Source organism: Pseudomonas sp. SM4 (genome assembly GCF_051913165.1).
GTDB lineage: Bacteria > Pseudomonadota > Gammaproteobacteria > Pseudomonadales > Pseudomonadaceae > Aquipseudomonas.
Window position 1 is genome coordinate 286,721 of sequence record NZ_JBODOE010000007.1, and the last position, 26,148, is coordinate 312,868.

Genomic DNA, 26,148 nt, shown 5'->3' on the forward strand with positions numbered 1-26,148 from the left:
CCATTGAGGCATTCCCACGCAGAGCGTGGGAACGAGAATCTAGAACGGGAGACCACCATGCCGCGTTTCGCAGCCAACCTGTCCATGCTGTTCACCGAACAGGATTTCCTTGCCCGTTTCGACGCCGCCGCCAAGGCTGGTTTCAGCGGTGTCGAGTACCTGTTCCCGTACGATTTCAGCTCTGCCGAAATCAAGGCCAAGCTCGACGCCAACGGTCTGACCCAAGTGCTGTTCAACCTGCCGGCCGGTGACTGGGCCAAGGGCGAGCGCGGTATCGCCTGCCTGCCGGATCGGGTTGAAGAGTTCCGCGCCGGTGTCGATCTGGCGATTGCTTACGCACAAGTGCTGGGCAACACCCAGATCAACTGCCTGGCCGGTATTCGTCCACAAGGCGTTGATGATGTCACGGTAGAAAAAACCTTCGTTGCCAACCTGAAATACGCGGCCGACAAGCTGCAAGCGGCGGGCATCAAACTGGTGATGGAAGCGATCAACACCCGCGACATCCCGGGTTTCTACCTGAACAACACGGCGCAAGCCCTGTCGATTCGCGAACAGGTCGGCAGCGCCAATCTGTTCCTGCAATACGACATCTATCACATGCAAATCATGGAAGGCGATCTGGCCCGCACCCTGCAATCGCACCTGGGCGAGATCAACCATGTTCAGCTCGCGGACAACCCGGGGCGCAACGAACCAGGCACCGGTGAGATCAACTACCGCTTCCTGTTCGAACACCTGGATCGCATCGGTTATCAGGGTTGGGTCGGTTGCGAGTACAAGCCGCTGACCACCACCGAAGCAGGCCTCGGCTGGTTGAAGTCGCACAACGCAATCTGACAAACACATGACCCTGTAGGAGCTGCCGCAGGCTGCGATCTTTTGATCTTGTTATTTTGAAGATCAAGATCAAAAGATCGCAGCCTGCGGCAGCTCCTACAGGGAGACATACAAAAACAAGAGGATTTTCTCATGGCTAAAATCGGATTTATCGGCACCGGCATCATGGGCCACCCAATGGCTTCGAACCTGCAGAAAGCCGGTCACAGCCTGTTCCTGTCGGCGCACCACGACGCCGCCCCGGCCGACCTGGTTGCCGCTGGCGCCGTCGCCCTGGCCAACCCGCGCGAAGTCGCGCAGGAAGCTGAATTCATCATCGTCATGGTGCCGGATACCCCACAGGTTGACGACGTACTGTTCCGCGCCGACGGCGTTGCCGCTGGCCTGAGCAAAGGCAAAATCGTCATCGACATGAGCTCGATCTCGCCGACCGCCACCAAAGCTTTCGCCGCGAAGATCAACGAGAAAGGCGCGCAATACCTCGACGCACCGGTATCCGGTGGTGAAGTCGGCGCCAAAGCTGCGACCCTGAGCATCATGATCGGTGGCGACGCCGATGCCTTCGAACGCGCCCTGCCGCTGTTCCAGGCCATGGGCAAGAACATCACCCTGGTCGGTGGCAATGGCGACGGTCAAACCGCCAAAGTCGCGAATCAGATCATCGTTGCCCTGAACATTCAGGCCGTCGCTGAAGCCCTGCTGTTCGCTTCGAAAAACGGTGCCGATCCAGCCAAGGTGCGTGAAGCACTGATGGGCGGTTTCGCGTCCTCGAAGATCCTTGAAGTGCACGGCGAGCGCATGATCAAAGGCACTTTCGATCCAGGCTTCCGCATCAGCCTGCACCAGAAAGACCTGAACCTGGCCCTGCAAGGCGCCAAGGAGCTGAACATCAACCTGCCGAACACCGCCAACGCCCAGCAAGTGTTCAGCACCTGCGCAGCGATCGGTGGCAGCAACTGGGATCACTCGGCGCTGATCAAAGGTCTGGAACACATGGCCAACTTCTCGATTCGCGACAACAAATAAGCCACTGCCCCGTCGCTCGTTCCCACGCTCTGCGTGGGAACGCAGCCCGGGACGCTCCGCGTCCCTGCCGAAGCGGACGCAGAGCGTCCATTGAGGCATTCCCACGCAGAGCGTGGGAACGATCATCAGCATTAACCAAGAACAATAAGATTGGGAGCCCGCCATGTCGGTCGATCCGCAACAACTGCTGCGCGAGCTGTTTGCCACAGCCATCGACGCGGCCCATCCGAACCAGGTTCTCGAAGCCCATCTGCCTGCCGATCGTACCGGCCGGGTGATCGTCATCGGCGCCGGCAAAGCCGCCGCTGCCATGGCGCAAGTGGTCGAGCGCTGCTGGGAAGGTGAAGTCTCTGGCCTGGTTGTGACCCGTTACGGTCACGGCGCCCCGTGCGAAAAAATCGAAGTGGTCGAAGCCGCGCATCCCGTTCCGGACGCTGCCGGTCTGGCCGTGGCCAAACGCGTACTCGAACTGGTCAGCAACCTGACCGAAGACGACCGCGTAATCTTCCTGCTCTCCGGTGGCGGCTCGGCCCTGCTGGCGTTGCCGGCCGCAGGCATCACCCTCGCCGACAAGCAATCGATCAACAAAGCCTTGCTCAAATCCGGCGCGACCATCGGCGAGATGAACTGCGTGCGCAAGCACCTCTCGGCGATCAAGGGTGGCCGTCTCGGCAAGGCCTGCTGGCCCGCCACTGTCTACACCTACGCGATTTCCGATGTACCGGGCGACCTCGCCACGGTCATCGCGTCCGGCCCGACCGTGGCCGACCCAAGCACCTCTGCCGAAGCGCTGGCAATCATCAAACGCTACGGCATCGAGATCCCGGCTTCCGTGCGCACCTGGCTGCAAAGCCCTGAGTCGGAAACCGTCAAACCCGGCGACCCAAGCCTCGCGCGCAGCCACTTCCAGTTGATCGCCCGTCCTCAGCAATCGCTGGATGCCGCTGCGGTGAAATGTCGTCAGGCCGGTTTCAGCACGCTGATCCTTGGCGACCTCGAAGGCGAGTCGCGCGAAGTGGCGAAAGTCCACGCCGGCATCGCCCGCCAGATCATCAACCACGGTCAGCCATTGGCAGCGCCGTGCGTGATTTTGTCCGGTGGCGAAACCACCGTGACCGTGCGCGGCAATGGCCGTGGCGGACGCAACGCCGAATTCCTTCTGAGCCTGACCGAAAATCTCAAAGGCCAGCCGGGCGTCTATGCCCTGGCCGGTGACACCGACGGCATCGACGGCTCGGAAGACAACGCCGGCGCGATCATGACCCCGGACAGCTACGCCCGCGCCGCCGCCCTCGGTTTGAGCGCCAGCGACGAGCTGGATAACAACAACGGCTACGGCTATTTCTCGGCGCTCGATGCGCTGATCGTCACCGAGCCGACCCGCACCAACGTCAACGACTTCCGCGCCATTCTGATCCTTGAGAGCTGCAAATCATGACGCCTGATAAAAAGGTCAAAATCCTCGCCACCCTCGGACCTGCTGTCGATGGCATCGAAGACATCCGCGAACTGGTCGAGGCCGGGGTGAATATCTTCCGCCTGAACTTCAGCCACGGCGATCACGCCGACCACGCCAAGCGCTATCAGTGGATCCGCGAAGTCGAGCGCCAGCTCAACTACCCGCTGGGCATTCTGATGGACTTGCAGGGGCCGAAACTGCGCGTCGGCAAGTTCGCTGACGGCAAGGTGCAACTGCATCGCGGTCAGGCCTTCCGTCTCGATCTGGACGCAACGCCGGGCGATGAGCGCCGGGTGAATCTGCCGCATCCGGAAATCATTGCCGCGCTGGAAGCGGGCATGGATCTGCTGCTCGACGACGGCAAACTGCGTCTGCGTGTGGTGACCAAGTACGACGATGCGATCGACACCACCGTGCTCAATGGCGGCGAATTGTCGGACCGCAAAGGCGTCAACGTTCCGCAAGCCGTACTCGACCTCAGCCCGCTGACCGCCAAGGATCGCCGTGATTTGAGCTTCGGTCTGGAATTGGGTGTGGACTGGGTCGCGCTGTCGTTTGTGCAGCGTCCGCAGGACATCATCGAAGCCCGCGCACTGATCGGCGACAAAGCCTTTCTGATGGCGAAAATCGAAAAGCCTTCCGCCGTTGAACAACTGCGCGAAATCGCTGAATTGAGTGACGCGATCATGGTGGCTCGCGGTGACCTCGGCGTCGAAGTGCCGGCCGAGAGCGTGCCGCAGATCCAGAAAAATATCATCACTACCTGCCGCGAACTGGGCAAACCGGTGGTGGTCGCGACGCAGATGCTCGAGTCGATGCGCTTCTCCCCTGCCCCGACCCGCGCCGAGGTGACTGACGTCGCCAACGCCGTGGCCGAAGGCGCTGACGCGGTGATGCTGTCGGCAGAAACTGCGTCCGGCGAGTACCCGCTGGAAGCCGTGCAGATGATGAGCAAGATCATCCGCCAGGTGGAGAACGGCCCGGATTATCAGACCCAGCTCGACGTCAGCCGGCCGAAGGCTGAAGCGACCGTGTCCGATGCGATCAGCTGCGCGATCCGTCGCATCAGCAACGTGCTGCCGGTGGCGGTGCTGGTCAACTACAGCGAGTCGGGCACCTCGAGTCTGCGTGCAGCGCGGGAACGGCCGAAAGCGCCGATCCTCAATCTGACGCCGAACCTGCAAACCGCGCGGCGTCTGAGCGTGGCGTGGGGCATTCATTCGGTGGTCAACGATCGCCTGCGTCAGGTCGACGAAGTCTGCTCAACCGCACTGGAAATCGCCCAGGCCCAAGGCATGGCCGAACGTGGTGACACGCTGCTGATCACCGCCGGCGTGCCGTTTGGTCAGCCTGGATCGACTAACTCGCTGCGTATCGAAACATTGATTTAACCGCCCACCATGATCGTTCCCACGCTCTGCGTGGGAATGCGGCCCGGGACGCTCTGCGTCCCAAGAGCAGACGCAGAGCGTCCTTTGAGGCATTCCCACGCAGAGCGTGGGAACGATCAACTGCCCAGATTTTCTCAACATGCCTGCCAATCATTTCAACACCCACTGCCCCGACTGGGCCGAGGCTTTACTCAACGGTTTCAGTCAAATATTCCTCCAGCGCCATCCGTTGTGCGGCCTGCTGTGCCTGTTGGCGATCCTGCTGACCGCGCCGGTGCTGTTCGCCGGTGCGCTGCTCGGCGCCGTCGCCGGTTTGCTCACCGCGCAACGGCGCAACTACGCCAAGGCTGATCGTCAGGCCGGACTGTTCAGCTACAACGGCATCTTGCTCGGCTTGCTGCTGAGCCTGTATTTCCCGTGGTCGCCAATGCTGCCGCCGCTGATTCTCGCCGCTGGCGGTTTGAGTGCAATGGTCACACAGCAATGGCTCAAACATGTTTACAGCAGCCGATCGATTCCGGCCTACACCTCGCCGTTCGTGGCGATGAGTTGGGTATTGCTGCTGTTCGCCGAACCGTCGGCGCCGATGGCGCCTATCGAGATGACCACGCTGAACCTGCTCGCCGCCGAACTGCGTGGTTTGGGCCAGGTAATGTTCCTCGGTCATCCACTGGCCGGCGCGCTGATCGCCATCGGTTTGCTGATCGCTGATCGCCGGGCCTTTTGCTGGGCGTTGCTGGCGTCGCTGATCGGCCTCGGCTCGAGCCTGCTGCACCACGAAACCAGCGCTGCGCTTTTAGGCCTGGGCAGCTACAACGCCGTACTGGCCGCCCTCGCCTTCAGCAGCCAACGCCAACAACCGTGGCTGCCGCTGCTCGGCATCGTTCTCGCGCTGCTGGTGACACCGCTGTTTGCCGCCATCGGCCTGGCCACTTTGACCGCGCCCTTCATCCTCGCCGGCTGGCTGATCCGCGCCGGCATCCAGATGCTCGGTAAAACCCCGGTCGAGCATGCGCCTTGCGCTCATGGGGAGAATCAACCTAGGCTGCGCTGATCTTCGATTCAGGCATTTTCCATGGACAGCAGCAATAGTTGGCGCGAACGGCTTTACGTGATGATTTTCCAGAGCGACACCCTCGCCGGGCGTCGCTTCGACGGCATCTTGCTGTTGATCATCCTCGCCAGCCTGGTGATCGTGATGCTCGACAGCATCGACAGCATTCACCGCAACTACGCCGACGTGCTGGCCTACATCGAGTGGGGCTTCACGATCATCTTTCTCGGCGAGTACATCCTGCGCCTGTACTGCTCACCGAAGCCGCTGCGCTATGCCTTCAGCTTTTACGGGCTGGTGGATTTGCTGGCAATTGTGCCCGGCATCCTCGCCCTGTATTACAGCGATGCGCAGTACCTGCTGATCATTCGGATCATCCGTATGCTGCGGATCTTCCGCGTGCTCAAGCTCAGCCCGTACCTCAAACAAGCCAACTATTTGATGTCGGCGCTGCGCGGCAGCAAGCAGAAGATCGTCGTGTTTCTGGTCAGTGTCTGCACGCTGGTGACGGTGTTTGGCACGTTGATGTACGTGATCGAAGGCCCGGAGCATGGCTTCACCAGCATTCCCAAAGGCATCTATTGGGCTATCGTCACGTTGACCACCGTGGGCTTCGGCGACATCGTGCCGAAGACTCCGCTGGGCCAGGTGATTTCGTCGCTGGTGATGATCACCGGTTACTCGATCATCGCTGTGCCGACGGGAATTTTCACCGCCGAACTGGCCAACGCCATGCGCGGCGAACAGCTGCAACATGACTGCCCGGTGTGCAAGAAAAACAGCCACGAACATGGCGCGGCGTTCTGCTCGCGCTGCGGTAATGCGCTGTTCAAAAAACTGGAATAAGCAAAGAGCTTTTTAATCTTTAAACGACTATACGTGCCCCGTTATAGTCAGTGGCAATTGAACATCACCCCCCCCCTGTAGGAGCTGCCGAAGGCTGCGATCTTTTGATCTTGTTTTTATAAGATCAAGATCAAAAGATCGCAGCCTTCGGCAGCTCCTACATAAATAGATAACAAGGAATGCGCAGTGAAAAAACTCTTTGGCGCCTCACTTCTCGCCGCCGGCCTGGCCTTGGCCAACATCGCTCAGGCAGCCCCGACGCTGCTCAACGTTTCCTACGACGTGATGCGCGATTTCTACAAGGACTACAACACTGCGTTCCAGAAACACTGGCAAGCCGAGCACAACGAAAACATCACCGTACAGATGTCCTTCGGCGGTTCGAGCAAGCAAGCGCGTTCGGTGATCGACGGCCTGCCGGCTGACGTCATCACCATGAACATGGCCACCGACATCAACGCCCTCGCCGACAACGGCAAACTGGTGCCTGAGAACTGGGTCACCCGTCTGCCGAACAACAGCGCGCCATTCACCTCCGCCACCGTGTTCATCGTCCGCAAAGGCAACCCGAAAGCCCTGAAAGACTGGCCGGATCTGCTCAAGGATGGCGTGCAAGTGATCGTGCCAAACCCGAAAACCTCGGGTAACGGCCGCTACACCTACCTGTCGGCCTGGGGTTATGTACTGAAAAATGGTGGTGACGAGAACAAGGCCAAGGATTTCGTCGGCAAACTGTTCAAGCAAGCGCCGGTGCTGGACACCGGTGGCCGCGCCGCGACCACAACCTTCATGACCAACCAGATCGGCGACGTGCTGGTGACCTTCGAAAACGAAGCGGAAATGATTGCCCGCGAGTTCGGTCGTGATCAGTTTGAAGTGATCTACCCGAGCGTTTCGGCTGAGGCTGAGCCACCGGTGTCGGTGGTCGATAAAGTCGTCGACAAGAAAGGTTCGCGCGCGGCGGCGGATGAATATCTGAAGTACCTGTGGTCGCCTGAAGGTCAGGAGATTGCGGCGGCAAACTACCTGCGTCCGCGTGATCCGGCAGTGCTGGCGAAGTACACCGATCGCTTCCCGAAAGTTGATTTTCTGTCGGTAGAAAAGACCTTCGGCGACTGGCGCACCGTGCAAAAGACTCACTTCAATGACGGCGGTGTCTTCGACCAGATTTACAGCGGCCAGTAACACCTGACCTCATGTAGGAGCTGCCGCAGGCTGCGATCTTTTGATCTTGATCTTAAATACAAGATCAAAAGATCGCAGCCTTCGGCAGCTCCTACAGGGGGATTGTGTTTAGGCGATTACATCGGTGGGGTGACGCCGTCCTTGCCGGCGGAGATCGATTGCGCTGTCAGCGTGCCTTCCGCACTTTGCGTGACGAAGGTGACGATCTTCACCCCTACCTTCAGCAAGCTTCTGTCGCCAGGTGTCAAATTGACGATCGGCACATCCTCCGGCACCAGGATCTTCTGTTGCCCGCCCTTGTAGTTCACCGTCAGCACCCGCCCGTTGCTCACCACCAGATCGCCGACGCTGCCATTGGTCATGCTGCTGCCCTTGGCCAGATCGAACGGCCGATGACCATCGCCACTTCCGGCCAATTCCGGCGGAAACACATGCACTTCCAGCGCCTTGAGCGTGCCATCTTCCTGGGGCATTGCCGCCGAACCAATGTAACTGCCGGGTTTGATGTCTTCGATATTGCCCAGAGTGACGGCGCGAACCTTGGTGTCGCCGGTCAACTGAATCACCACGTTCTCGCCGCTGTTGACGTGGACTTTCAAGCTGTCCGGGCTGACCCCGGTGATCTCGCCGCGCACGCCGAAGCGCATCCCCGGTGCATCGGCGGCCTGCACGCTCGTCGCGCCCAGCAGGCTGATCAGGACAATCGTTGCGGTGTGGCGAAGCTGCTGACGAAACATTGCAATCCTCCGGTCATGAATGTTGAACAAACCAATGCAAACATAAGCACGCTATCGAACAGGATGTAAGTGAATGTATCATCGACCCTCAACGGTCGGACGCAAGGTCCGCCGATGGATGACTTGCCGAGTGCTCCTGTTCATTCCGCAACGGAATAACTGATATCAACCGCCGGCGTCTTCTGCCCGAGCGGTTTGTCCCATAGCCTCAGCGCATTCCCTTTCGCTGGATCGAGAAACCTTATGACCACCACCACTCACGCAATGACCCGAGGCATGGTGCTGCTGTTTGCCTTTTGCTGCGGCGCCATCGTTGCCAACATTTACTATGCGCAGCCGATCATCGGCCTGATCGCGCCGGACATTGGCCTGAGCGACACCATGGCCAGCTTCATCGTCTCGCTGACGCAGATCGGTTATGCGCTGGGCCTGTTCTTTCTGGTACCGCTGGGCGACCTGCTGGAGAACCGCCGGCTAATGATCATCACCACCGTGGTGGCGATTGCCAGCCTGTTGGCGGCGGCGTTTACCGATCAGCCCAATGTGTTTCTGCTGATCTCTTTGCTGGTGGGGTTCAGTTCGGTATCGGTGCAGATTCTGATTCCTTTGGCGGCGCATTTGGCGCCGGAAGAATCCCGTGGCCGCGTGGTCGGCGGGATCATGGGCGGCCTGCTACTGGGTATTCTGCTGGCACGTCCAGTGTCGAGTGTGGTGGCCGACCATCTAGGTTGGCGGGCGATGTTCATGATTGCCGCAGCACTGATGGCGGCGATCAGCGTGGTGCTGGCGCTGACTGTGCCCAAGCGCCAGCCAGATCACAGCGCCACCTATGGCCAACTGCTCGGCTCGCTGTGGACGCTGTTGCGCCAGCAACCGGTACTGCGTCAGCGTGCGTTTTATCAGGGCTGCATGTTCGCAACCTTCAGCCTGTTCTGGACCGCCGTGCCGCTGGAACTGGCGCGTAACCATGGCCTGTCGCAAAGCGAGATCGCGATTTTTGCCCTGGTCGGCGCCATCGGTGCCATCGCCGCGCCGATCAGCGGCCGCCTGGCCGACGCCGGCCACACTCGCATCGCTTCGTTGCTGGCCATGGTCTTCGCCAGCCTGAGCTTTTTGCCCGCCTTCATTCATCCGGCCTACAGCTTCATCGGTCTGGCCATAACCGGTGTAGTGCTCGACTTCTGCGTGCAGATGAACATGGTCCTTGGCCAGCGCGCGGTCTACTCGCTGGACGCAAAAAGCCGTGGCCGTCTGAACGCGCTGTACATGACCAGCATCTTTATCGGCGGCGCGTTTGGATCGTCGGTGGCCAGTGCGGTGTATGAGCATGGTGGCTGGTTATGGATCGTGATTGTCGGGAGTGCGTTTCCGCTGTTGGCGTTGTTGCGGTTCTTGAGTGCTTCCCAGCGTGGTTCATTGGCGACGGCGTAAAGCGTCAAAGGCTGACGGGACTGCCGAAGAAGAATGGCCCCTGTAGGAGTGAGCCTGCTCGCGATAGCGTAGTGTCAGTCAATGGATCTTTGACTGACACTACGCTATCGCGAGCAGGCTCACTCCTACAGGGACTTAACTTCGTGCATAACTGCACAGAAAGTATTCAGAGCGATGTTCGGTTGTTGTACAGCATGTGATGAGCCCACCCATTCCCCGCCAGCATGAATGCTATGCCACGCACCAGCGTTCCCCTGCGCGCGCCTGACGGTCACTCTTGAACCCAGCCACTACCGGCGCTTCCTCAGGACTTTCGACCATGACCCTGCAAGCAAAACTCGATGCCTTCAAAGCTGACTTCAAGGCCGGCAAACCGCCTTACAACGCCCCGGCCGACATCCATCCGGTGATGGAACGCGCCACCGCCGAACTGATCGCCTCCGGCGCCGCCAGCCGTACGTTGAAGGTCGGCGATACGGCGCCGCTGTTCACCCTCAAAGATCCCGAGGGGCATCCGGTCTCGTCCGCTGATCGGCTGGCACAAGGGCCTTTGGTGCTGACGTTTTACCGTGGCGTCTGGTGCCCGTACTGCAACATGGAGTTGCAGGCATTACAGGCTTTTCTGCCGGCGATTCGAGACGCTGGGGCAAGCCTGCTGGCGATTTCGCCGCAGATCGCCGCCAACAGCCGCAAGTCGCAGCGCATCAATGAACTGCAATTCCCGATCCTCAGCGATCCGCGCAATGACGTCGCGGCAGCCTTCGGTTTGCGCTTTGAACTGCCAGACTATTTGATCGAGCTGTACAAAAATCTGCGCAACGACCTGCCGACCTTCAACGACGATCCAGCCTGGACCTTGCCGATGCCGGCGCGTTATGTGATCGGTCAGGACGGCGTGATTCGTTACGCCGAGGTCAACCCGGATTACACTCAGCGTCCCGAGCCTGAAGCGATGCTGGATGCATTGCGTGGCTGAATCACTGACCTGCCCTGGAGTTGCCATGACCCGCCGTACCTTCCTCATCACCGGCGCCAGCAAAGGCATTGGCCGGGCGCTGGCCGAACATCTCGACCGCGCCGGGCATCGCGTGGTGGGGATTGCTCGCCAGCCGGATTTGAGCTTTCCGGGAATTCTGTTTCCGCTGGACCTGAGCGATCGCAAGCTGACCGGCGAAGTGCTCGCGGAGCTGGCGCGCACGTATGAGTTCGACGGGCTGGTGAACAATGTCGGGCTGGTGCGCCCGCAGGCTTTGGGTGAAATCGATCTGGACGCCTTCGATGACGTGATGCGGCTGAATCTGCATTCGGCGTTGCAGGCGACGCAGGCGTTGTTGCCGGGGATGCGTACGCGCGGTTGGGGTCGGGTGGTGAATATCTCCAGCCTGACGGTGTTGGGCATTACTCAGCGCACGGCGTACGCAGCGGCGAAAGCGGCGCTGGTCAGCTTCACCCGCTCATGGGCGCTGGAACTGGCGCAGACCGGGATCACCGTGAACGCGGTGGCACCGGGGCCGACCGAGACGGAGCTGTTTCGCGCCAACAATCCGCCGGGCAGCGAGGGTGAGGCGCGCTATCTGGCCGGGGTGCCGATGGGGCGGCTGGGGCAGCCGGAAGAGATTGCCTCGGCGATCGCCTTTCTGCTTTCCGAGCAGAGCGGCTTCATCACCGGGCAAACCTTGTTTGTCGATGGCGGCGCATCAGTCGGTAAGGCCGCAATCTAATCAACAACAAAAATCCCCTGTAGGCCTTCGCCTGCTCGCGATAGCGTTCGTCCAGCCGACATTGATTTGACTGACACACTGCTATCGCGAGCAGGCTCACTACTACAGGGGTTCCAAGATGACTTCGAGATAGTAAGGAACGCAGATGGACCGCCTCGCCGCCATGGAAACCTTCGTCTGCGTCGTCGAAACCGGCTCGTTTTCCGCCGCCGCCCGACGCCTGAATATCGGTCAGCCCGCCGTATCGAAAACCATCGCTCATCTGGAAAAGCGCCTGGCTGTCAGCCTGCTCCTGCGATCGACCCGAGGCCTGACTCCGACCGAGGCCGGGCTGGCCTTTTTCGAGCGGGCCAAACGCGCCCTCGAAGAAGCCGACGAGGCCGACAACGCTGCGCGCGGCATCGCCAGCGGCCTGAGCGGCAACCTGCGCATCAGCGCCGCCGTAACCTTCGGTCGCCTGCATATCGTGCCGCACCTGGGGCCGTTCCTCGATCAGCACCCACAGCTGAACATTGACCTGATGCTCGACGACCGCAACATCAACCTGGTCGAAGAAGGCATCGATGTGGCCCTGCGCATGGGCGCACTCACCGACTCGGGGCTCACCGCACGCAAAATCGCCGACTGCCGCCGCGTGGTGCTTGGCACACCGGCGTACTTCGCCAAATACGGCGAGCCCACCTGCCCCGCGGAATTGAGCAAACACCAGGCGGTCGTCTACAACCTCGGCGGCACCACCTGGCAGTTCGCCAAAGGCTCGGAACAACAATCGGTGGTCCTCAGCGGACGTTTGCGCGTCAGCGCGGCCGAGGGTGTACGCGAAGCAGTACTGGCCGATCAGGGCCTGACGCTGGCCTCCGAATGGATGTTCGCCCCGGAACTGGCCAGCGGCGCAGTGAAAACCGTCATGCACGACTGGACACTGCCTGATCTGGATTTATGGGCGGTGTTTCCAACGGGAAGAATGGCGAGTGCCAAGGCGCGGGCGTTTGTTGAGTATGTGCAGGGGGTATTGGCCAGTTGAACAGCAAGATCAAAAGATCGCAGGCTTCGCCAGCTCGTACAGTACGGCAAGTGCTAAGCCTCTAAAAAAAACGGCGATCCGAAGATCGCCGTTTTCATTTACTGCCCGAACTGCTTGCCCAGTCCCGGTGGCACGCCGTGGATGTTGGTGTCTTCCCACGGGCCGTTCGGGCTGATCGAGCGGCTCCAGCCGTTGTTCCAGCGATAGTAGGTGCGCTGGCGGTAGAAGGTGTTGGTCTGGTCGTCGAGGACGTAGACGCCGAGTTTCTGATCCCAGTGGCTGTTGCCGCCCGGTGGCGGAGCGAAGCTGGCCGAGGTGCGCGGCACGGGCTTGGCCGGTTTTGCCGGGATGCTTTTGCCTGGGGTCGGCGAGGTCGACGGCGTCGGACTTGGTTGCGACGGCGGGATCGGCGGCAGGTTGGTGGTCGGTTCCGGTCGTTGCACCGCACATGCACTCAAGCCCAGGGCCAGTGTGAGGACTGTGATTCGGGCGATGGTGTGCATGGCGGTGCTTTCCTGTTGTGCCCGGCTATTTGTCCGGGCTGTCGATGGTCAGTTTTTGTAGCGCAGTGGTGCTGCTGGCCAGAGGGCCGCTGCGACCGACCCATTCACCGGCCGTTGGCTGGCCGGCACGGGAGATGCGCGCAACCAGTTGGACTTCAGGGAAGTTCGACAGTTTCAACTGCGGCATCATTGCGTCGGCATCGCCCAGTTCGACGGTCACCGGCAGATCGGCCACGGTCAAGCGTTTGGCTGCCAATGGCGCGGGTGGGCCGGAGGTGGCGCGGGCGAAAATGAACACGCTGTCGCCCGGTTGCACTTTGCCTTTGAGCTCGCTGGCGAGGTCGACACTGACTTTCAACAGTGCGGTTTTCGCGGCTACAGGTGCTTGGGCGACCTTGCCGCCGCTGGCTTCGAGACGCTCGGCGGCGCGTTTGATCCCGCCTTGCAGCGCGGCGCGAGAGCTGTCCTCCGGCGGCAGTTGCGCCAGCAGACGGTTCCAGTAATCGATGGCTTGCTGATAACGCTCGCCTTCAAACGCAGCGATACCAAGCAGACCGAGGCTGGTGACTTCTTTCGGATCGGCCTTCAGCGCTTCGTCAGTCAGCGCCTGAATTTTCGCCGACCACTTTTTGCCATCCGCAAAATACTGCGCCTGCGCCCACTGGCCGAGCAGTTCCGGTTGACGACCGGCAAGGTTGGCAGCGCGTTCGAACATTTTTGCCGCGTCCGCCGGGCGATCTTGCGCCATGTAGGTGCGGCCGAGGAAATACAGACCTTCAGCAGAATCCGGTTGCGCCGCGACGGCGCGCTCCAGACGCTGGGTCATTTCCTCCATCGACTGCGGCGCCTGGGCGAATTCGCGGGTCAGTTCGACTTTGTCGGCAGCGCCGAAGTGCATATACAGACCCAGGCCCAACACTGGCACCAGGACCGCTGCCAGCAGCGGCAACGGTTTACCCAGTTTCGACACGCGCGGCGCGGCAACACCTTCGGTATCCGCCAGCAATTCACGTGCAGCCTCGGCGCGGCCGCTGTCCATTTGCGCAGCGTCGAGCACGCCTTCCGCCTGTTGCGATTGCAACTCGGCGACACGCTCCTGATACAGCGCAACGTTCAGGGCAGTTCGATCCTCTTCACGCTGGGCGCGACGCTCACGCAACACCGGGATCAGCAGAAAACTCAGGGCGACCAGAAGCAACAGCCCTGCGGCAAGCCAGAAATCAATCATTCTTGGTTTTTATCCAACAGTTGGTCGAGGCGCTGACGCTCTTCGATGGACAGCGCTTGCGGAGTTTCGGCACGCTGGCCGCGACGACGGCGGACGATCACCGCGATCACCACAACGCCACCGAGCAGCAGCCCGGCCGGGCCGAACCACAACAATGCGGTCTTGGTGTTGAGCGCCGGTTTGTAGCGGACGAAGTCACCGTAGCGATCGACCATGAAGTCGATGATCTGCTGGTTGTCCTTGCCCTCGCCGAGCATGCGGAAAATCTCTTTGCGCAGGTCAGCGGCAATCGGCGCGTTGGAGTCGGCGATGTCCTGGTTCTGGCACTTGGGGCAGCGCAGTTCCTTGGTCAACTCGCGGAAACGCTCGCGATCACCGTCTTTGGCGAACTCGTAAGTGTCGATGGCGGCATGGGCCACGCCGACCAGACTCAGGCCCAAAACCACGGCGGCTAAAAAACGCTTCATGGCTTGGCCTCATCGACCAGCGCCTGATACTTGGCCGCGAGTTTTTCGCGCCAGACCTGCTCATCGATCACGCCGACATACTTGTCGCGAATGATGCCCTTGGCGTCGATGAAGAAGGTTTCCGGCGCGCCGTAAACACCGAGGTTCAAGCCCAGCGAGCCTTCGTCGTCACGGATGTCCAGCGCATACGGATTGTGGAATTCAGCCAGCCACTTCAAGGCATCGGCGTTGGTGTCCTTGTAGTTGATGCCGTAGATCACCACGCCGCGCTCGGCGAGTTTGTTCAGCACCGGATGCTCGACCCGGCAGGAAATGCACCAGGTGCCCCAGACGTTGACCAGCGCCGGTTTGCCGAGAATGTCAGCCTTGGTCAGGTTCTTGTCGCCCTGCACGTTTGGCAGGGAAAACTCCGGGAACGGCTTGTTGATCATCGCCGACGGCAGTTCCGCCGGATCGAGGTACAGACCGCGATAAAGAAATACCGCCACCAGCAGGAAAATCGCCAGTGGCACCAGCATCAACCAACGTCTCATGCAGCCGCTCCCGTCATGCCCAGCGCTTCACGCACCTTGGCTTTCACCTTGACCCGATACCGTCGATCCAGCGCCGCCAGCAACCCACCGAAACCGGTGAGCAGCCCGCCGAACCAGATCCAGCGCACGAACGGTTTGACGTGCACGCGCACGGCCCACGCGCCATTTTCCAGCGGTTCGCCGAGGGCGACGTAAAGGTCACGGGTGAAACCGGCGTCGATGCCGGCTTCGGTCATCATCGAACTTTGCACGGTGTACAGACGTTTTTCCGGGTGCAGCACGCTGATTTCCTTGCCGTCACGAATGACCCGAATCGTGCCTTTGTCCGACGTGAAGTTCGGCCCTTCGAAGTGCTTGGCGCCTTCGAAGATGAAGTGATAACCGGCCAGGTCCATCGACTCGCCCGGCGCCAGACGCAGATCGCGTTCGGCACTGTTCTGGCTCGACAACACCACGCCCAGCGCGCACACGGCGATGCCGAGGTGAGCGATCTGCATGCCCCAATAACTACGGGTCAGGGTTGGCAGGCCTTTGATCAGGCCTTTGTGGCGAGTCTTGTCGACGATGTCGCGGGCGCCGGCGAGCAACACCCATGCTGCGAGCAGGAAAGTCGCGATCACTGCCCAGTTGAAATCGCCATAAGCGACACCGGCCACCACCGCCAGCGCGACGCTGCCGAGCAGCACTGGCGTGAGCATGCTGCCCAGCCACTTCACCGGCGTGTCCTTCCAACGGACGATCACGCCGACCGCCATGACCATCATCAGCAACGCCATCAACGGAATGAACAGCGCATTGAAGTACGGCGGGCCGACCGACATTTTCGCGCCGCTGAGGGCATCGAGAATCAGCGGGTACAGCGTGCCGAGCAGAATCATCGACGCGGCCACCACCAGCACCAGGTTGTTGCCCAGCAGCAGGGTTTCGCGCGACCACAGGTTGAAGCCGACCTGACTCTTCACCACTGGCGCGCGCAGGGCGAACAGCGTCAGCGAGCCGCCGACCACGAACAGCAGGAAGATCAGGATGAACACGCCGCGCTCAGGATCGGAAGCAAACGCGTGCACCGAGGTCAGCACGCCGGAACGCACGAGGAACGTCCCGAGCAGGCTCAGCGAGAACGCGGCAATCGCCAGCAACACCGTCCAGCTCTTGAACACGCCACGTTTTTCCGTGACCGCCAGCGAGTGGATCAGCGCGGTGCCGACCAGCCAAGGCATGAAGGAGGCGTTTTCCACCGGGTCCCAGAACCACCAGCCGCCCCAGCCGAGTTCGTAATAAGCCCACCACGAACCGAGGGTGATGCCGATGCCGAGGAACGCCCAGGCGACGATGGTCCACGGGCGCGACCAGCGTGCCCACGCGGCATCAAGGCGACCGCCCATCAACGCCGCAATGGCGAAGGCGAACGCCACCGAAAAGCCGACGTAGCCCATGTACAACATCGGCGGGTGAACGATCAGGCCGATGTCTTGCAGCAGCGGATTAAGGTCAGCGCCATTGCTCGGCATTTGCGGCAGGATGCGTTTGAACGGGTTGGATGTAAGGATCAGGAACAGCAGGAAACCGGTGCTGATCATGCCCATCACCGCCAGCACGCGAGCGAGCATGACTTGCGGCAACTGCCGGGAGAACACCGACACCGCGAACGTCCAGCCACCGAGAATCAGTGCCCACAACAGCAACGAACCTTCATGGGCGCCCCACACCGCGCTGAATTTGTAATACCACGGCAACGCGGTATTGGAGTTGTTCGCCACATACGCGACGGAGAAGTCGTCGACCATGAAGGCGTAGGTCAAAATGCCGAACGCGAACAGCAGAAACGCAAACTGCCCCCACGCGGCCGGCTGAGCCAGACTCATCCAGAAACGGTCGCCGCGCCAGGCGCCGACCAATGGCACCACGGCTTGAACCAGCGCAAAACACAGCGCCAGAATCATCGCCAGGTGGCCCAACTCAGGAATAAAAATCGCCGACGTCATCGATCAACCCTCCTTCACAGGTGTCGGGGCGGATTGACCGCTGTCTTTCAAGGCTTTGGTCACTTCCGGCGGCATGTACTTCTCATCGTGCTTGGCCAGCACTTCGTCGGCGACGACCACGCCGTCGGCGTTGATCTTGCCGAGGGCGACGATGCCCTGCCCTTCGCGGAACAGATCCGGGAGGATGCCGCGATAAGTGATGGTCACGGATTTGTTGAAGTCGGTGACGACGAATTTGACGTCGAGGGAATCCGGCGAACGTTGCAGCGATCCTTTCTCGACCATGCCGCCGGCACGGATGCGCGTGTCTTGCGGCGCTTCGCCATTGGCGATCTGGGTCGGGGTGTAGAACAGATTGATGTTCTGCTGCAGGGCGCTGAGGGCCAGGCCGACAGCAGCGCCGACCCCGACCAGAATGGCCAGAATGATGATCAGACGTTTCTTGCGCAGCGGATTCACTTGCCGTTCTCCCGGCGCAGACGACGCGCCTCTTGTTGCAGATACCGCTTGCGGGCCAGGATCGGCGCCGCCACGTTGAAGGCCAGCACGGCCAGGCAGATGCCGTAGGCCGTCCAGACGTAGAGGCCATGATGGCCCATGGCGAGGAAGTCGCCGAATGAAGCAAAACTCATCGAGCGGCCCCCAGACTGTGCTGCACTTCTTCTTTCACCCAACTGGCGCGGGCTTCGCGCTTGAGCACTTCAAGGCGCATGCGCAACAGCAGCACGGCGCCGAAGAAGCAGTAGAAGCCCAGCACTGTCAGCAGCAGCGGCAGCCACATTTCCGCCGGCATCGCCGGTTTTTCGGTGAGGGTGAAGGTCGCGCCCTGGTGCAGGGTGTTCCACCACTCGACCGAGTATTTGATGATCGGAATGTTGATCACACCAACGATGGCCAGCACCGCGCAGGCCTTGGCGGCGCTGTCGCGGTTGCTGATGGCATTGCCCAGCGCGATCACGCCGAAATACAGAAACAGCAGAATCAGCATCGAGGTCAGGCGCGCGTCCCAGACCCACCACGAGCCCCAGGTCGGTTTGCCCCAGATCGCCCCGGTGACCAGCGCCACAGCGGTCATCCACGCGCCGATCGGCGCGGCGCATTGCAGGGCGACGTCGGCCAGCTTCATTTTCCACACCAGCCCCACAACACCGCACACCGCCAGCATCACGTAGATCGACTGAGCGAGCATCGCGGCGGGTACGTGGATGTAGATGATGCGAAAGCTGTTGCCTTGCTGATAATCCGGCGGCGCGAAAGCCAGGCCCCAAACGACGCCGACGCCAATCAGCAGCAACGCTGCGATGCTCAACCACGGCAAGAACTTGCTGCTGATGCCGTAGAACCACTTGGGCGAGCCGAGCTTGTGAAACCAGGTCCAGTTCATACTGTTTCCATCACGGATGCCGCTCATCGGTGTGAGCAGTCTCAGGGTCTTTGCTGGTTAAATTTTAACCAGACCTCATTATTCGCCGACGCTGATCTTCAGGCCAGCAGCTATTGCAAAAGGTGTCAGGGTGATCGCCAGTGCGGTCAGGCTACCAAGCCACAGCAGATACCCGGTCGCCGGCATGCCTTGGAGGGCGGCCTGCAAGGCGCCACTGCCGAGGATCAACACCGGGATGTACAACGGCAGAATCAGCAGCGCCAGCAACAGGCCGCCGCGTTTCAATCCGACCGTCAGCGCCGCGCCCACCGCGCCGAGCAAGCTCAGCACCGGTGTCCCCAGCAGCAACGAAAACAACAAAACCGGCAGGCAGGCGGCAGGCAAACCGAGCATCAACGCCAGCAAGGGTGAGAGCAAAACCAGTGCCAGACCGGAGAAAAGCCAGTGTGCCAGCACCTTGGCCAATACCAGAAGTGGCAGCGGGTGCGACGAAAGGACCCACTGTTCCAGGGATCCGTCTTCGAAATCACTGCGGAAAAGCCCGTCCAGCGAGAGCAGGACCGACAAAAGCGCCGCCACCCAGACTAACCCCGGAGACAGGTTTTGCAACACTTGAGTTTCCGGGCCGACGGCCAGCGGGAACAAAGCAATGACGATGGCGAAGAAAATCAGCGGATTGGCCAGCTCCGCCGGGCGCCGAAACAGCAGTCGGGATTCACGCGCAACCAGCAGGCCGAAGACACTCATACTGCCCAGTTCCCCAGATCGATGTCGCGATAACCGGCCGGCATCCGGCTCAGCGTATGGTGCGTGGTCAACACCACCAGACCACCGCGCTCGCAGTGAGCCGCCAAATGCTCTTCGAGTTGCGCCACGCCCTGCTTGTCCAGCGCGGTGAACGGCTCGTCGAGAATCCACAGCGGTGGGCTGTCCAGATACAAGCGTGCCAATGCCACGCGGCGTTGTTGACCGGCGGACAGGCTGTGGCAGGGAACATCTTCGAAACCGCGCAATCCTACAGCTGCCAGCGCTTGCCAGATGGCCTCGCGTTCGGCGGGATGATGCAGGGCGCAGAGCCACGACAGGTTCTCTTCCGGGGTCAGCAGATCCTTGATCCCGGCGGCGTGGCCGATCCACAACAGGTTGCGCGCCAGTTCACTGCGTTGTTCGGTCAATGGTTGACCATTGAGCAGGACTTGACCGTCGGTCGGTTGCATCAACCCGGCCAACAGGCGCAACAAACTGGTTTTACCGCTGCCGTTGGGACCGCTGATCTGCACCATATCGCCACTGGCCAGTCTCAATTCGAGATTTTCGAAAAGCAGCCTGAGGTCACGTTCACACGCGAGGGCAACGGTTTGCAGGACAGGACTGGTCAAGGGATCACGGGCCTTATACGGTTCAAGTCGGCTCTGGCGCGGCCGTTAAAGAGATGCAGCATAAATGCAATGACGGCTTGATCTAGAGAGCTGCGTCAAACAATTGCTATGTTTTTTGAACGAAGCGCAAGACGGGCGGCATTATACATGCCGTGCCTTACTCTCAAGAGTGCAATTTCCTCAGGTTGTGTCCGCGTATGACAGGCGAAATGAACATCCTCCCGCTCCCGCCCACCACCCCGGCGACCGTTCGCCCGCAGGTGGGTGAGCTGCTCAAGCTGCTGACACCGGTTGAAGGCTTGATCGGCGCCGGACAGAGCGCCAAGGCCGAGGTGTTGTCGCTCAAGCAGGCGGACCAGACCTTTCAACTGTTGCTCAAGGTGACCCTCGACAGCGGTCGCCAGACCACCGTGCAGGCGACCAGCAATTTGCCGCTGGCACAGGGCACCAGCCTCGCGATCACCCAGCCATCGGCGGGCAATCTGGCGATTACCGTGCAGCAAGCGATTGCCAGCAGCGTCGCCGCCCTCACCCGCATCGACACCGCGCAGTTGCCGGCCGGCACGCTGCTGCAAGGCAAGGTACTGACGTCGCAGGCTCTGCCGCAGACGCCGGGGCAAGCGACGGTGTTTCGTTCGATGGTCAGCCTGCTCAACACGGCGTTAAGCGGCAGCACCTTGACCGTCGACAGCCCGCAGCCGCTGCGCATCGGTACGCTGTTGTCGGCGCTGGTGCAGGATTCGCAGACCCTCAAGTTTGTGCCGATGAGCAGCCGCCAGGAGCAATTGGCGGTAAGCCAGCAACTGCTCGGCCAACAAAGCCGCCAGGGTTCACTGGATGGCTTGCTCAAGGCCTTGCAGAACTTGCCGCCGGCCACCGATCAAACCTCGGCGGACTTGCGTGCCGTGGTCGATAAACTGCTCGCCAGCCTGCCCGACGTGCAACAACTGAGCACCGCCAAAGGCGTAGCGCTGGCCCTGGCCAACAGCGGCGCCTTTCTCGAAGCCAAACTGCTCACCGGGCAAAACCCGACGCTGACCCCGGACATGAAAGGTGACCTGCTCAAACTGATCGCGCAACTGACGCCGGGCTTACCGAGCAGCACCAGTTTCAACGCCATCATCGCCGCCAATACGCTGGCGCAGGCGCTGCCGAGTTTCGTGCGCAATGCGCTCGGCACACTGGGCCAGGTCAGCGCCAAACCCGCGCCGAGCAGCTTTCCCCTGCCCGACCGCTTGCTGCAAAGCCTGGAAGGCGAAGGCGATCTGGAGCAGTTGCTGCGCCTGGCCGCCGCCGCCGTCTCGCGCCTGCAAAGCCATCAACTGTCGAGCCTGGAACAGACTGGCGTCACCGATGATGGCCGCCTGCTCAGCACCTGGCAGCTGGAAATCCCCATGCGCAACCTGCAGGATATCGTGCCATTGCAGGTCAAGTTTCAGCGCGAAGAAGCGCCGGAGAAAGAACCGCAGCAGAACGAACGCCGCGACGAGCGTGAAGCCAGACAACAATTGTGGCGCGTCGATCTGGCGTTCGACATGGAACCGCTCGGGCCGATGCAGATTCAGGCGCAACTGATCAGCGGCAGCCTGTCGAGTCAGCTGTGGGCCGAACGGCCATACACCGCCGACCTGATCCAGACGAACCTGTTCGCACTGCGCCAGCGTTTGCTCGATTCCGGGCTGAACGTCGGCGATCTCGACTGCCACCTCGGCACCCCGCCGCAAGGCAACCAAACCCGTCTCGAACACCGCTGGGTCGACGAAACCGCATGAACGATTCCACCGCACCACGCCAGGCCATCGCCCTCAAATACGACGGCAGCCACGCGCCGACCCTCACCGCCAAGGGTGATGAAGAACTGGCCGAAGAAATTTTGCGCATTGCCCGCGATTATGAAGTGCCAATCTACGAAAACGCCGAGCTGGTACGGTTGTTGGCGCGGATGGAATTGGGCGACAGCATTCCGGAAGAGTTGTACCGCACGATCGCCGAGATCATCGCGTTTGCCTGGAGCCTGAAGGGCAAATTCCCCGAGGGGCAGGACCCGGACGCGCCGATGGTCGAGAAGGACATCACCGATCGCGGCGACGATTATTAATCCTTAAATGCAAAAGATCGCAGCCTTCGGCAGCTCCTACATGAGATCTCTGTAGGAGCTGCCGAAGGCTGCGATCTTTTGATCTTGCTGCTAGTTCTTGTGAAGCTTGCGCATCAATTCCGCCTCAGCCTGGGTCAACCCACACGACTGAGTCAGTTCATCAACGCTGGCGCCCATGCCCACCAGTTTCGCCGCCTGGGCGAACGACAGGCTGGATGGATCGCGCTGTTCCAGCTGAACGATCTTGTCCGGCAACGGGCTCACCACCGCACGCAACTCGTGCAGCGCTTCGCCCATGCGCACATTACCGTTCTGGTAATCGTCAACACGTTTGGCCAGGTCCTTGATGCGCTGATCACGCAGCGCATCGCCCTGAGCCTGTTGTGCGGCAATCACTTTTTGCGCCTTGATGTACGACACAAACATTGCCAGCGTGCCTGCCCAGAATAGGAACAGGACAATGACCGCGACCTCGAGAATCAATCAGATATTCTCCAGGTCCGACCATTCTTCTTCGCTCATCATCTTGTCCAGCTCGACCAGGATCAGCAACTCGTTGTTCTTGTTGCACACGCCCTGGATGAACTTGGCCGACTCTTCGTTACCGACGTTCGGCGCCGTTTCGATTTCCGACTGACGCAGGTAAACCACTTCGGCGACGCTGTCGACCATGATGCCGACGACTTGCTTGTCGGCTTCGATGATGACGATACGGGTGTTGTCGCTGATCTCGCCGCTGTTCAGGCCGAAGCGCTGGCGGGTGTCGATCACGGTGACCACGTTACCGCGCAGGTTGATGATGCCCAGCACGTAGCTTGGCGCACCCGGCACTGGAGCGATCTCGGTGTAGCGCAGCACTTCCTGCACGCGCATCACGTTGATGCCGTAGGTTTCGTTGTCCAGCTTGAAGGTCACCCATTGCAGGATCGGATCTTCAGAACCTTTTGCATTCGTCGCCTGATTACTCATACCTGACCCCTCGAAAAAACCGCTCTGGGCGGTGTGTGTTCTGTGTGGCGGCATTCAACAATGCCGTCGCCTGATTGTTATGTCGGCTGCTATGTCGGTTTATGTAGCGGCTTGTGGCCGCCAAGGTGCTTTGCCCCACCGCTGGCGATCAACTCGGCCAGAGCGGAAACGTCAAGCAATGCACACATGTGCTCAATCACCGTGCCGGCGAGCCATGGCCGCTGACCCCGGTGACTTCTCCATTTGATTTCATTCGGGTCAAGGCGCAACGAGCGACTGACCTGATGCACTGCCAGGCCCCACTCGTAACCTTGTACCGAAATCACGTACTGCAGGCCCTGACGGAAGTCATCGCGGTAGCGATCCGGCATGACCCAACGCGCAGTGTCCAAAACTTTCAGGTTGCCGGCCTGGCTCGGCAAAATCCCGAGGAACCATTCCGGCTGACCGAACAGCGGCGTCAGCTCATGGCCGGCCAGCGAATAGATCGAACCGAGGCACACCAGCGGCACCGCGAGGGTCAGCCCGGCGACGTCGAACAACAGACATTCGAACGCTTCGGACGCCCAGGCCGGACGGCCATCGGTTTCCACCGGTGGCGGCGTGTTGTTTGGCGGCAGATGCACTTCCACCAGCGGCGGCACCAGCGTCTGCTCGACAGGCGCGGGTGCGACCGGAGCTGGAACTGGAGCCGGTTCGACCACAGTCGGTTGCGGTGCGGTTTTCAGCAACTGTGTTTGCAGCAGCGGAGCGAGCGTCGAGACCGATGCACGGACCGGCGCTGCTTCCTCGATCAAAGCCACCGGCGCTTTGGCAACCGCTGCAACGGCAGGCGCGGCAACCGGCGCAGCAGGCCTGGCCGCTTTCTGCGCGTCACGGGCCTGCTCTTCCAGCACTGCGGCTTGGAACTCGTCCAGCGCCTCGGTACTTTCTTCGACAACTTCGACCGGCGTCGGCAACGCGCCAGGAATTTCCTGCAGCAAACTGTCCAGATACGACTGCAAGGCCAACTGCGGCTTCGACGTCAACTTCAAAGGCCGATTCATGCACAGTCCCCTGTAGGAGCTGCGGAACGCTGCGATCTTTTGATCTTTTCAGGAGCGCCACAAGGCAAGATCAAAAGATCGCAGCCTGCGGCAGCTCCTACAAGGTTCAACGTCATTCAAGCCACCTGCGGAACAAGTTGTTGCGCCAACAGATGCTTGAGCAGCGCGCGATACGCCAGCACGCCACGGCTCTTGCCGTCGAATTGCGAAGGCGTGACACCGGCACGGCTGGCATCGCGCAGACGGGTATCGACCGGGATGTAACCCTGCCAGATCTCGTCAGGGAATTTGTCCCGCAGCACACGCAAGGTGTGCATCGATGCCTGCGTACGGCGATCAAACAAGGTCGGCACGATGCTGAACGGCAGCGCCTGTTTGCGCGAACGATTGATCATCGCCAAGGTGTTGACCATGCGCTCCAGGCCTTTGACGGCCAGATGCTCGGTCTGCACCGGGATCACCAGTTGCTGGCTCGCGGCAAGCGCGTTGACCATCAAGACGCCGAGCAACGGCGGGCTGTCGATCACGGCGTAATCGAAGTCTTGCCACAATTGCGCCAGACTCTTGGCGATCACCAGACCGAGACCACTCTGCCCGGGCGACTGACGCTCAAGGGTCGCCAGCGCGGTGCTCGACGGCAACAGCGAAATACGTTCGTCGCTGGTCGACAACAGCAACTGCCCCGGCAGGCCTTGCGGCACGCTGCCCTTGTGCAGAAACAGGTCGTAGTTGCTGTGTTCCAGGCTGTCGGGGTCGTAACCGAAATAACTGGTCATCGAGCCGTGCGGGTCGAGATCGACCACAACCACGCGCTTGCCCGCCTCGGCCAGCAATCCGGCTAAAGCGATGGAGGATGTGGTTTTACCGACACCACCCTTTTGATTGGCGACTGCCCAGACTCTCATTCAGTTCGTTCCTCCCGGCCGATATGCTCGACCGAGACATAGCTCAGCGTGTTAATGCGGGTGACGGAGAATTGACGGCACTCTCGCGTCCCGGCGTCTTGACCGGGGTCGGTGCAGTTTGTGTGCCAGCACGCTTCAACGCAGCGTCCGGTTGCGCATTGGCAGTCCCGGTGCCCGTGAGGCTGCGGCGCACATCGAGATTGCGCGACACCACCAACACCACACGACGGTTCTTCGCACGCCCTTCAACGGTGGCGTTGTTGGCGACCGGCTGAAACTCACCGTAACCCACCGACGCCAGACGCCCCGGGTTTACACCCTGCATCGCCAGCATGCGCACGATGCTCGCCGAACGCGCCGAGGACAGCTCCCAGTTGGTCGGGTACTGCGCAGTGCGGATCGGCTGGTCATCGGTGAAGCCTTCGACGTGAATCGGGTTGTCGAACGGTTTCAGAATCGCTGCAACCTTGTCGATGATGTTGAAGGCAATGTCACTCGGCATGGCATCGCCGCTGCCGAACAACAGGCTGGAGTTGAGTTCGATCTCGACCCACAACTCGTTACCACGCACGGTCATCTGGTTGGAGCTGATCAGGTCACCGAACGCCGCGCTGATGTCATCGGCGATGCTTTTCAGCGGATCGCTGGCACCGGCAATACCGGCATCGATCTGCTCGGCATCTTTGACCAGCGGCTTGGCCGGGGTCACGGTCTTCGGCCGCTCGTCACCAATCGGAATCGGTTTGAGCGCGCGGTCGGAGTCTTTGAAAACGCCGACCAGCGCTTCGGAGATCTCTTTGTACTTGCCTTCGTTGATCGACGAAATCGAGTACATGACCACGAAGAACGCGAACAGCAACGTGATGAAGTCAGCGTAGGAAACCAGCCAGCGTTCGTGGTTTACATGCTCTTCCTGGTGGCGACGACGTGCCATGAG

Annotated in this window: 29 protein-coding genes; 13 read left to right on the plus strand and 16 right to left on the minus strand. The window is 60.7% G+C overall.

The window, feature by feature from the left end; genetic code table 11:
- Positions 1-57: 57 nt before the first annotated feature.
- From hyi to ACQ4MY_RS15760, 7 genes are all read left to right on the plus strand, one after another.
- The gene (gene hyi, locus ACQ4MY_RS15730) at positions 58-840 is read left to right on the plus strand and encodes a hydroxypyruvate isomerase (RefSeq protein ID WP_440095753.1); all 783 of its coding nucleotides are present in this window, start codon (positions 58-60) and stop codon (positions 838-840) included.
- A gap of 132 nt (positions 841-972) precedes the next feature.
- The gene (locus ACQ4MY_RS15735) at positions 973-1,866 is read left to right on the plus strand and encodes a 2-hydroxy-3-oxopropionate reductase (protein WP_007919937.1); all 894 of its coding nucleotides are present in this window, start codon (positions 973-975) and stop codon (positions 1,864-1,866) included.
- Positions 1,867-2,029: 163 nt separating this feature from the next.
- Positions 2,030-3,304, plus strand: coding sequence for a glycerate kinase type-2 family protein (locus ACQ4MY_RS15740; protein WP_440095754.1), 1,275 nt, complete (start codon positions 2,030-2,032; stop codon positions 3,302-3,304).
- Entirely contained in the window at positions 3,301-4,716 is a 1,416-nt protein-coding gene (pyk, locus tag ACQ4MY_RS15745; RefSeq protein WP_110720781.1) for a pyruvate kinase, read from the plus strand. Before ACQ4MY_RS15740 ends, pyk begins: the two co-directional genes overlap by 4 nt.
- Before the next feature lie 139 nt (positions 4,717-4,855).
- Positions 4,856-5,770, plus strand: coding sequence for an urea transporter (locus ACQ4MY_RS15750; protein ID WP_440095756.1), 915 nt, complete (start codon positions 4,856-4,858; stop codon positions 5,768-5,770).
- Between the two features lie 21 nt (positions 5,771-5,791).
- The gene (locus ACQ4MY_RS15755) at positions 5,792-6,616 is read left to right on the plus strand and encodes an ion transporter (protein ID WP_129391015.1); all 825 of its coding nucleotides are present in this window, start codon (positions 5,792-5,794) and stop codon (positions 6,614-6,616) included.
- 186 nt (positions 6,617-6,802) lie between these two features.
- Positions 6,803-7,801, plus strand: a complete 999-nt coding sequence (locus ACQ4MY_RS15760; protein ID WP_034151535.1) for a sulfate ABC transporter substrate-binding protein — start codon at positions 6,803-6,805, stop codon at positions 7,799-7,801.
- A gap of 116 nt (positions 7,802-7,917) precedes the next feature.
- On the opposite strand, the gene ACQ4MY_RS15765 is transcribed toward ACQ4MY_RS15760, so the two are convergent.
- Positions 7,918-8,538 carry a hypothetical protein gene (locus tag ACQ4MY_RS15765; RefSeq protein ID WP_440095757.1) on the minus strand — a complete coding sequence of 207 codons (621 nt, stop codon included), beginning with the start codon at positions 8,536-8,538 and terminating at the stop codon, positions 7,918-7,920.
- 243 nt (positions 8,539-8,781) lie between these two features.
- On the opposite strand from ACQ4MY_RS15765, the gene ACQ4MY_RS15770 reads away from it, so the two are divergent.
- The 4 genes from ACQ4MY_RS15770 (at position 8,782) to ACQ4MY_RS15785 (ending at position 12,714) form a co-directional block, all read left to right on the plus strand.
- Entirely contained in the window at positions 8,782-9,969 is a 1,188-nt protein-coding gene (locus tag ACQ4MY_RS15770; RefSeq protein ID WP_440095758.1) for an MFS transporter, read from the plus strand.
- 319 nt (positions 9,970-10,288) lie between these two features.
- Positions 10,289-10,945: a peroxiredoxin-like family protein gene (locus ACQ4MY_RS15775; RefSeq protein ID WP_440095760.1), complete on the plus strand. Its 657-nt coding sequence runs from the start codon at positions 10,289-10,291 to the stop codon at positions 10,943-10,945.
- A 25-nt stretch (positions 10,946-10,970) separates the two neighbouring features.
- Positions 10,971-11,690, plus strand: a complete 720-nt coding sequence (locus ACQ4MY_RS15780) for an SDR family oxidoreductase (protein WP_440095761.1) — start codon at positions 10,971-10,973, stop codon at positions 11,688-11,690.
- Positions 11,691-11,835: 145 nt separating this feature from the next.
- Positions 11,836-12,714: a LysR family transcriptional regulator gene (locus ACQ4MY_RS15785; RefSeq protein ID WP_440095763.1), complete on the plus strand. Its 879-nt coding sequence runs from the start codon at positions 11,836-11,838 to the stop codon at positions 12,712-12,714.
- 98 nt (positions 12,715-12,812) lie between these two features.
- Here the strand turns inward: ACQ4MY_RS15785 and ACQ4MY_RS15790 are convergent, their stop codons facing one another.
- The 10 genes from ACQ4MY_RS15790 to ccmA all read right to left on the minus strand — a co-directional run bounded on the left by ACQ4MY_RS15790 (position 12,813) and on the right by ccmA (position 20,193).
- Positions 12,813-13,217, minus strand: coding sequence for a hypothetical protein (locus tag ACQ4MY_RS15790; protein ID WP_158830025.1), 405 nt, complete (start codon positions 13,215-13,217; stop codon positions 12,813-12,815).
- 25 nt (positions 13,218-13,242) lie between these two features.
- Positions 13,243-14,445 (minus strand): c-type cytochrome biogenesis protein CcmI, encoded by a 1,203-nt coding sequence (gene ccmI / locus ACQ4MY_RS15795; RefSeq protein ID WP_008083439.1) that lies wholly within the window; start codon positions 14,443-14,445, stop codon positions 13,243-13,245.
- Positions 14,442-14,912: a cytochrome c-type biogenesis protein gene (locus ACQ4MY_RS15800; RefSeq protein WP_008083437.1), complete on the minus strand. Its 471-nt coding sequence runs from the start codon at positions 14,910-14,912 to the stop codon at positions 14,442-14,444. The genes ccmI and ACQ4MY_RS15800 overlap by 4 nt, the downstream gene beginning before the upstream one ends.
- Positions 14,909-15,445, minus strand: a complete 537-nt coding sequence (locus tag ACQ4MY_RS15805) for a DsbE family thiol:disulfide interchange protein (RefSeq protein ID WP_095119917.1) — start codon at positions 15,443-15,445, stop codon at positions 14,909-14,911. Before ACQ4MY_RS15805 ends, ACQ4MY_RS15800 begins: the two co-directional genes overlap by 4 nt.
- Positions 15,442-17,430 carry a heme lyase CcmF/NrfE family subunit gene (locus ACQ4MY_RS15810; RefSeq protein WP_008083435.1) on the minus strand — a complete coding sequence of 663 codons (1,989 nt, stop codon included), beginning with the start codon at positions 17,428-17,430 and terminating at the stop codon, positions 15,442-15,444. The genes ACQ4MY_RS15805 and ACQ4MY_RS15810 overlap by 4 nt, the downstream gene beginning before the upstream one ends.
- A gap of 3 nt (positions 17,431-17,433) precedes the next feature.
- Positions 17,434-17,889, minus strand: coding sequence for a cytochrome c maturation protein CcmE (gene ccmE / locus ACQ4MY_RS15815; RefSeq protein ID WP_008083433.1), 456 nt, complete (start codon positions 17,887-17,889; stop codon positions 17,434-17,436).
- The gene (gene ccmD / locus ACQ4MY_RS15820; RefSeq protein WP_008083431.1) at positions 17,886-18,062 is read right to left on the minus strand and encodes a heme exporter protein CcmD; all 177 of its coding nucleotides are present in this window, start codon (positions 18,060-18,062) and stop codon (positions 17,886-17,888) included. Before ccmD ends, ccmE begins: the two co-directional genes overlap by 4 nt.
- Positions 18,059-18,814: a heme ABC transporter permease gene (locus ACQ4MY_RS15825; RefSeq protein WP_440095764.1), complete on the minus strand. Its 756-nt coding sequence runs from the start codon at positions 18,812-18,814 to the stop codon at positions 18,059-18,061. Before ACQ4MY_RS15825 ends, ccmD begins: the two co-directional genes overlap by 4 nt.
- Before the next feature lie 78 nt (positions 18,815-18,892).
- Positions 18,893-19,561: a heme exporter protein CcmB gene (gene ccmB, locus ACQ4MY_RS15830; RefSeq protein ID WP_008083427.1), complete on the minus strand. Its 669-nt coding sequence runs from the start codon at positions 19,559-19,561 to the stop codon at positions 18,893-18,895.
- Positions 19,558-20,193: a cytochrome c biogenesis heme-transporting ATPase CcmA gene (gene ccmA / locus ACQ4MY_RS15835; RefSeq protein WP_008083424.1), complete on the minus strand. Its 636-nt coding sequence runs from the start codon at positions 20,191-20,193 to the stop codon at positions 19,558-19,560. The genes ccmB and ccmA overlap by 4 nt, the downstream gene beginning before the upstream one ends.
- A gap of 197 nt (positions 20,194-20,390) precedes the next feature.
- Here ccmA and fliK point away from each other — a divergent pair, with 197 nt between their 5' ends.
- Both fliK and ACQ4MY_RS15845 read left to right on the plus strand, forming a co-directional pair.
- The gene (fliK, locus tag ACQ4MY_RS15840; protein WP_440095766.1) at positions 20,391-21,965 is read left to right on the plus strand and encodes a flagellar hook-length control protein FliK; all 1,575 of its coding nucleotides are present in this window, start codon (positions 20,391-20,393) and stop codon (positions 21,963-21,965) included.
- On the plus strand, positions 21,962-22,291 hold the full coding sequence (locus tag ACQ4MY_RS15845) for an EscU/YscU/HrcU family type III secretion system export apparatus switch protein (protein WP_440095767.1): 330 nt from the start codon (positions 21,962-21,964) through the stop codon (positions 22,289-22,291). The genes fliK and ACQ4MY_RS15845 overlap by 4 nt, the downstream gene beginning before the upstream one ends.
- A 90-nt stretch (positions 22,292-22,381) precedes the next feature.
- On the opposite strand, the gene ACQ4MY_RS15850 is transcribed toward ACQ4MY_RS15845, so the two are convergent.
- The 5 genes from ACQ4MY_RS15850 to motD form a co-directional block, all read right to left on the minus strand.
- On the minus strand, positions 22,382-22,774 hold the full coding sequence (locus ACQ4MY_RS15850; protein ID WP_008083419.1) for a DUF2802 domain-containing protein: 393 nt from the start codon (positions 22,772-22,774) through the stop codon (positions 22,382-22,384).
- Positions 22,775-23,260 (minus strand): chemotaxis protein CheW, encoded by a 486-nt coding sequence (locus tag ACQ4MY_RS15855; protein ID WP_008083417.1) that lies wholly within the window; start codon positions 23,258-23,260, stop codon positions 22,775-22,777.
- Between the two features lie 89 nt (positions 23,261-23,349).
- Positions 23,350-24,306: a CheW domain-containing protein gene (locus ACQ4MY_RS15860; protein WP_440095768.1), complete on the minus strand. Its 957-nt coding sequence runs from the start codon at positions 24,304-24,306 to the stop codon at positions 23,350-23,352.
- Between the two features lie 116 nt (positions 24,307-24,422).
- Positions 24,423-25,211, minus strand: a complete 789-nt coding sequence (locus tag ACQ4MY_RS15865) for a ParA family protein (protein ID WP_008077691.1) — start codon at positions 25,209-25,211, stop codon at positions 24,423-24,425.
- A 43-nt stretch (positions 25,212-25,254) separates the two neighbouring features.
- Positions 25,255-26,145 carry a flagellar motor protein MotD gene (motD, locus tag ACQ4MY_RS15870; protein ID WP_008077690.1) on the minus strand — a complete coding sequence of 297 codons (891 nt, stop codon included), beginning with the start codon at positions 26,143-26,145 and terminating at the stop codon, positions 25,255-25,257.
- Between the last annotated feature and the right edge of the window lie 3 nt (positions 26,146-26,148).

Bases quoted from the DNA above. Each gene is read 5' to 3' on its own strand.
- ACQ4MY_RS15805 (WP_095119917.1), bottom strand. From the start codon at position 15,445: ATGAGACGTTGGTTGATGCTGGTGCCACTGGCGATTTTCCTGCTGGTG.
- ACQ4MY_RS15800 (WP_008083437.1), bottom strand. From the start codon at position 14,912: ATGAAGCGTTTTTTAGCCGCCGTGGTTTTGGGCCTGAGTCTGGTCGGC.
- ACQ4MY_RS15860 (WP_440095768.1), bottom strand. From the start codon at position 24,306: ATGAATCGGCCTTTGAAGTTGACGTCGAAGCCGCAGTTGGCCTTGCAG.
- ccmB (WP_008083427.1), bottom strand. From the start codon at position 19,561: ATGAGTGTCTTCGGCCTGCTGGTTGCGCGTGAATCCCGACTGCTGTTT.
- ccmI (WP_008083439.1), bottom strand. From the start codon at position 14,445: ATGATTGATTTCTGGCTTGCCGCAGGGCTGTTGCTTCTGGTCGCCCTG.
- ACQ4MY_RS15770 (WP_440095758.1), top strand. From the start codon at position 8,782: ATGACCACCACCACTCACGCAATGACCCGAGGCATGGTGCTGCTGTTT.
- ACQ4MY_RS15735 (WP_007919937.1), top strand. From the start codon at position 973: ATGGCTAAAATCGGATTTATCGGCACCGGCATCATGGGCCACCCAATG.
- motD (WP_008077690.1), bottom strand. From the start codon at position 26,145: ATGGCACGTCGTCGCCACCAGGAAGAGCATGTAAACCACGAACGCTGG.
- ccmD (WP_008083431.1), bottom strand. From the start codon at position 18,062: ATGAGTTTTGCTTCATTCGGCGACTTCCTCGCCATGGGCCATCATGGC.
- ACQ4MY_RS15785 (WP_440095763.1), top strand. From the start codon at position 11,836: ATGGACCGCCTCGCCGCCATGGAAACCTTCGTCTGCGTCGTCGAAACC.
- ACQ4MY_RS15810 (WP_008083435.1), bottom strand. From the start codon at position 17,430: ATGACGTCGGCGATTTTTATTCCTGAGTTGGGCCACCTGGCGATGATT.
- ACQ4MY_RS15845 (WP_440095767.1), top strand. From the start codon at position 21,962: ATGAACGATTCCACCGCACCACGCCAGGCCATCGCCCTCAAATACGAC.
- ACQ4MY_RS15740 (WP_440095754.1), top strand. From the start codon at position 2,030: ATGTCGGTCGATCCGCAACAACTGCTGCGCGAGCTGTTTGCCACAGCC.
- ACQ4MY_RS15775 (WP_440095760.1), top strand. From the start codon at position 10,289: ATGACCCTGCAAGCAAAACTCGATGCCTTCAAAGCTGACTTCAAGGCC.
- ACQ4MY_RS15825 (WP_440095764.1), bottom strand. From the start codon at position 18,814: ATGAACTGGACCTGGTTTCACAAGCTCGGCTCGCCCAAGTGGTTCTAC.
- ACQ4MY_RS15865 (WP_008077691.1), bottom strand. From the start codon at position 25,211: ATGAGAGTCTGGGCAGTCGCCAATCAAAAGGGTGGTGTCGGTAAAACC.
- ACQ4MY_RS15750 (WP_440095756.1), top strand. From the start codon at position 4,856: ATGCCTGCCAATCATTTCAACACCCACTGCCCCGACTGGGCCGAGGCT.
- hyi (WP_440095753.1), top strand. From the start codon at position 58: ATGCCGCGTTTCGCAGCCAACCTGTCCATGCTGTTCACCGAACAGGAT.
- ACQ4MY_RS15765 (WP_440095757.1), bottom strand. From the start codon at position 8,538: ATGTTTCGTCAGCAGCTTCGCCACACCGCAACGATTGTCCTGATCAGC.
- ACQ4MY_RS15855 (WP_008083417.1), bottom strand. From the start codon at position 23,260: ATGAGTAATCAGGCGACGAATGCAAAAGGTTCTGAAGATCCGATCCTG.
- ACQ4MY_RS15755 (WP_129391015.1), top strand. From the start codon at position 5,792: ATGGACAGCAGCAATAGTTGGCGCGAACGGCTTTACGTGATGATTTTC.
- ACQ4MY_RS15780 (WP_440095761.1), top strand. From the start codon at position 10,971: ATGACCCGCCGTACCTTCCTCATCACCGGCGCCAGCAAAGGCATTGGC.
- fliK (WP_440095766.1), top strand. From the start codon at position 20,391: ATGACAGGCGAAATGAACATCCTCCCGCTCCCGCCCACCACCCCGGCG.
- ACQ4MY_RS15790 (WP_158830025.1), bottom strand. From the start codon at position 13,217: ATGCACACCATCGCCCGAATCACAGTCCTCACACTGGCCCTGGGCTTG.
- pyk (WP_110720781.1), top strand. From the start codon at position 3,301: ATGACGCCTGATAAAAAGGTCAAAATCCTCGCCACCCTCGGACCTGCT.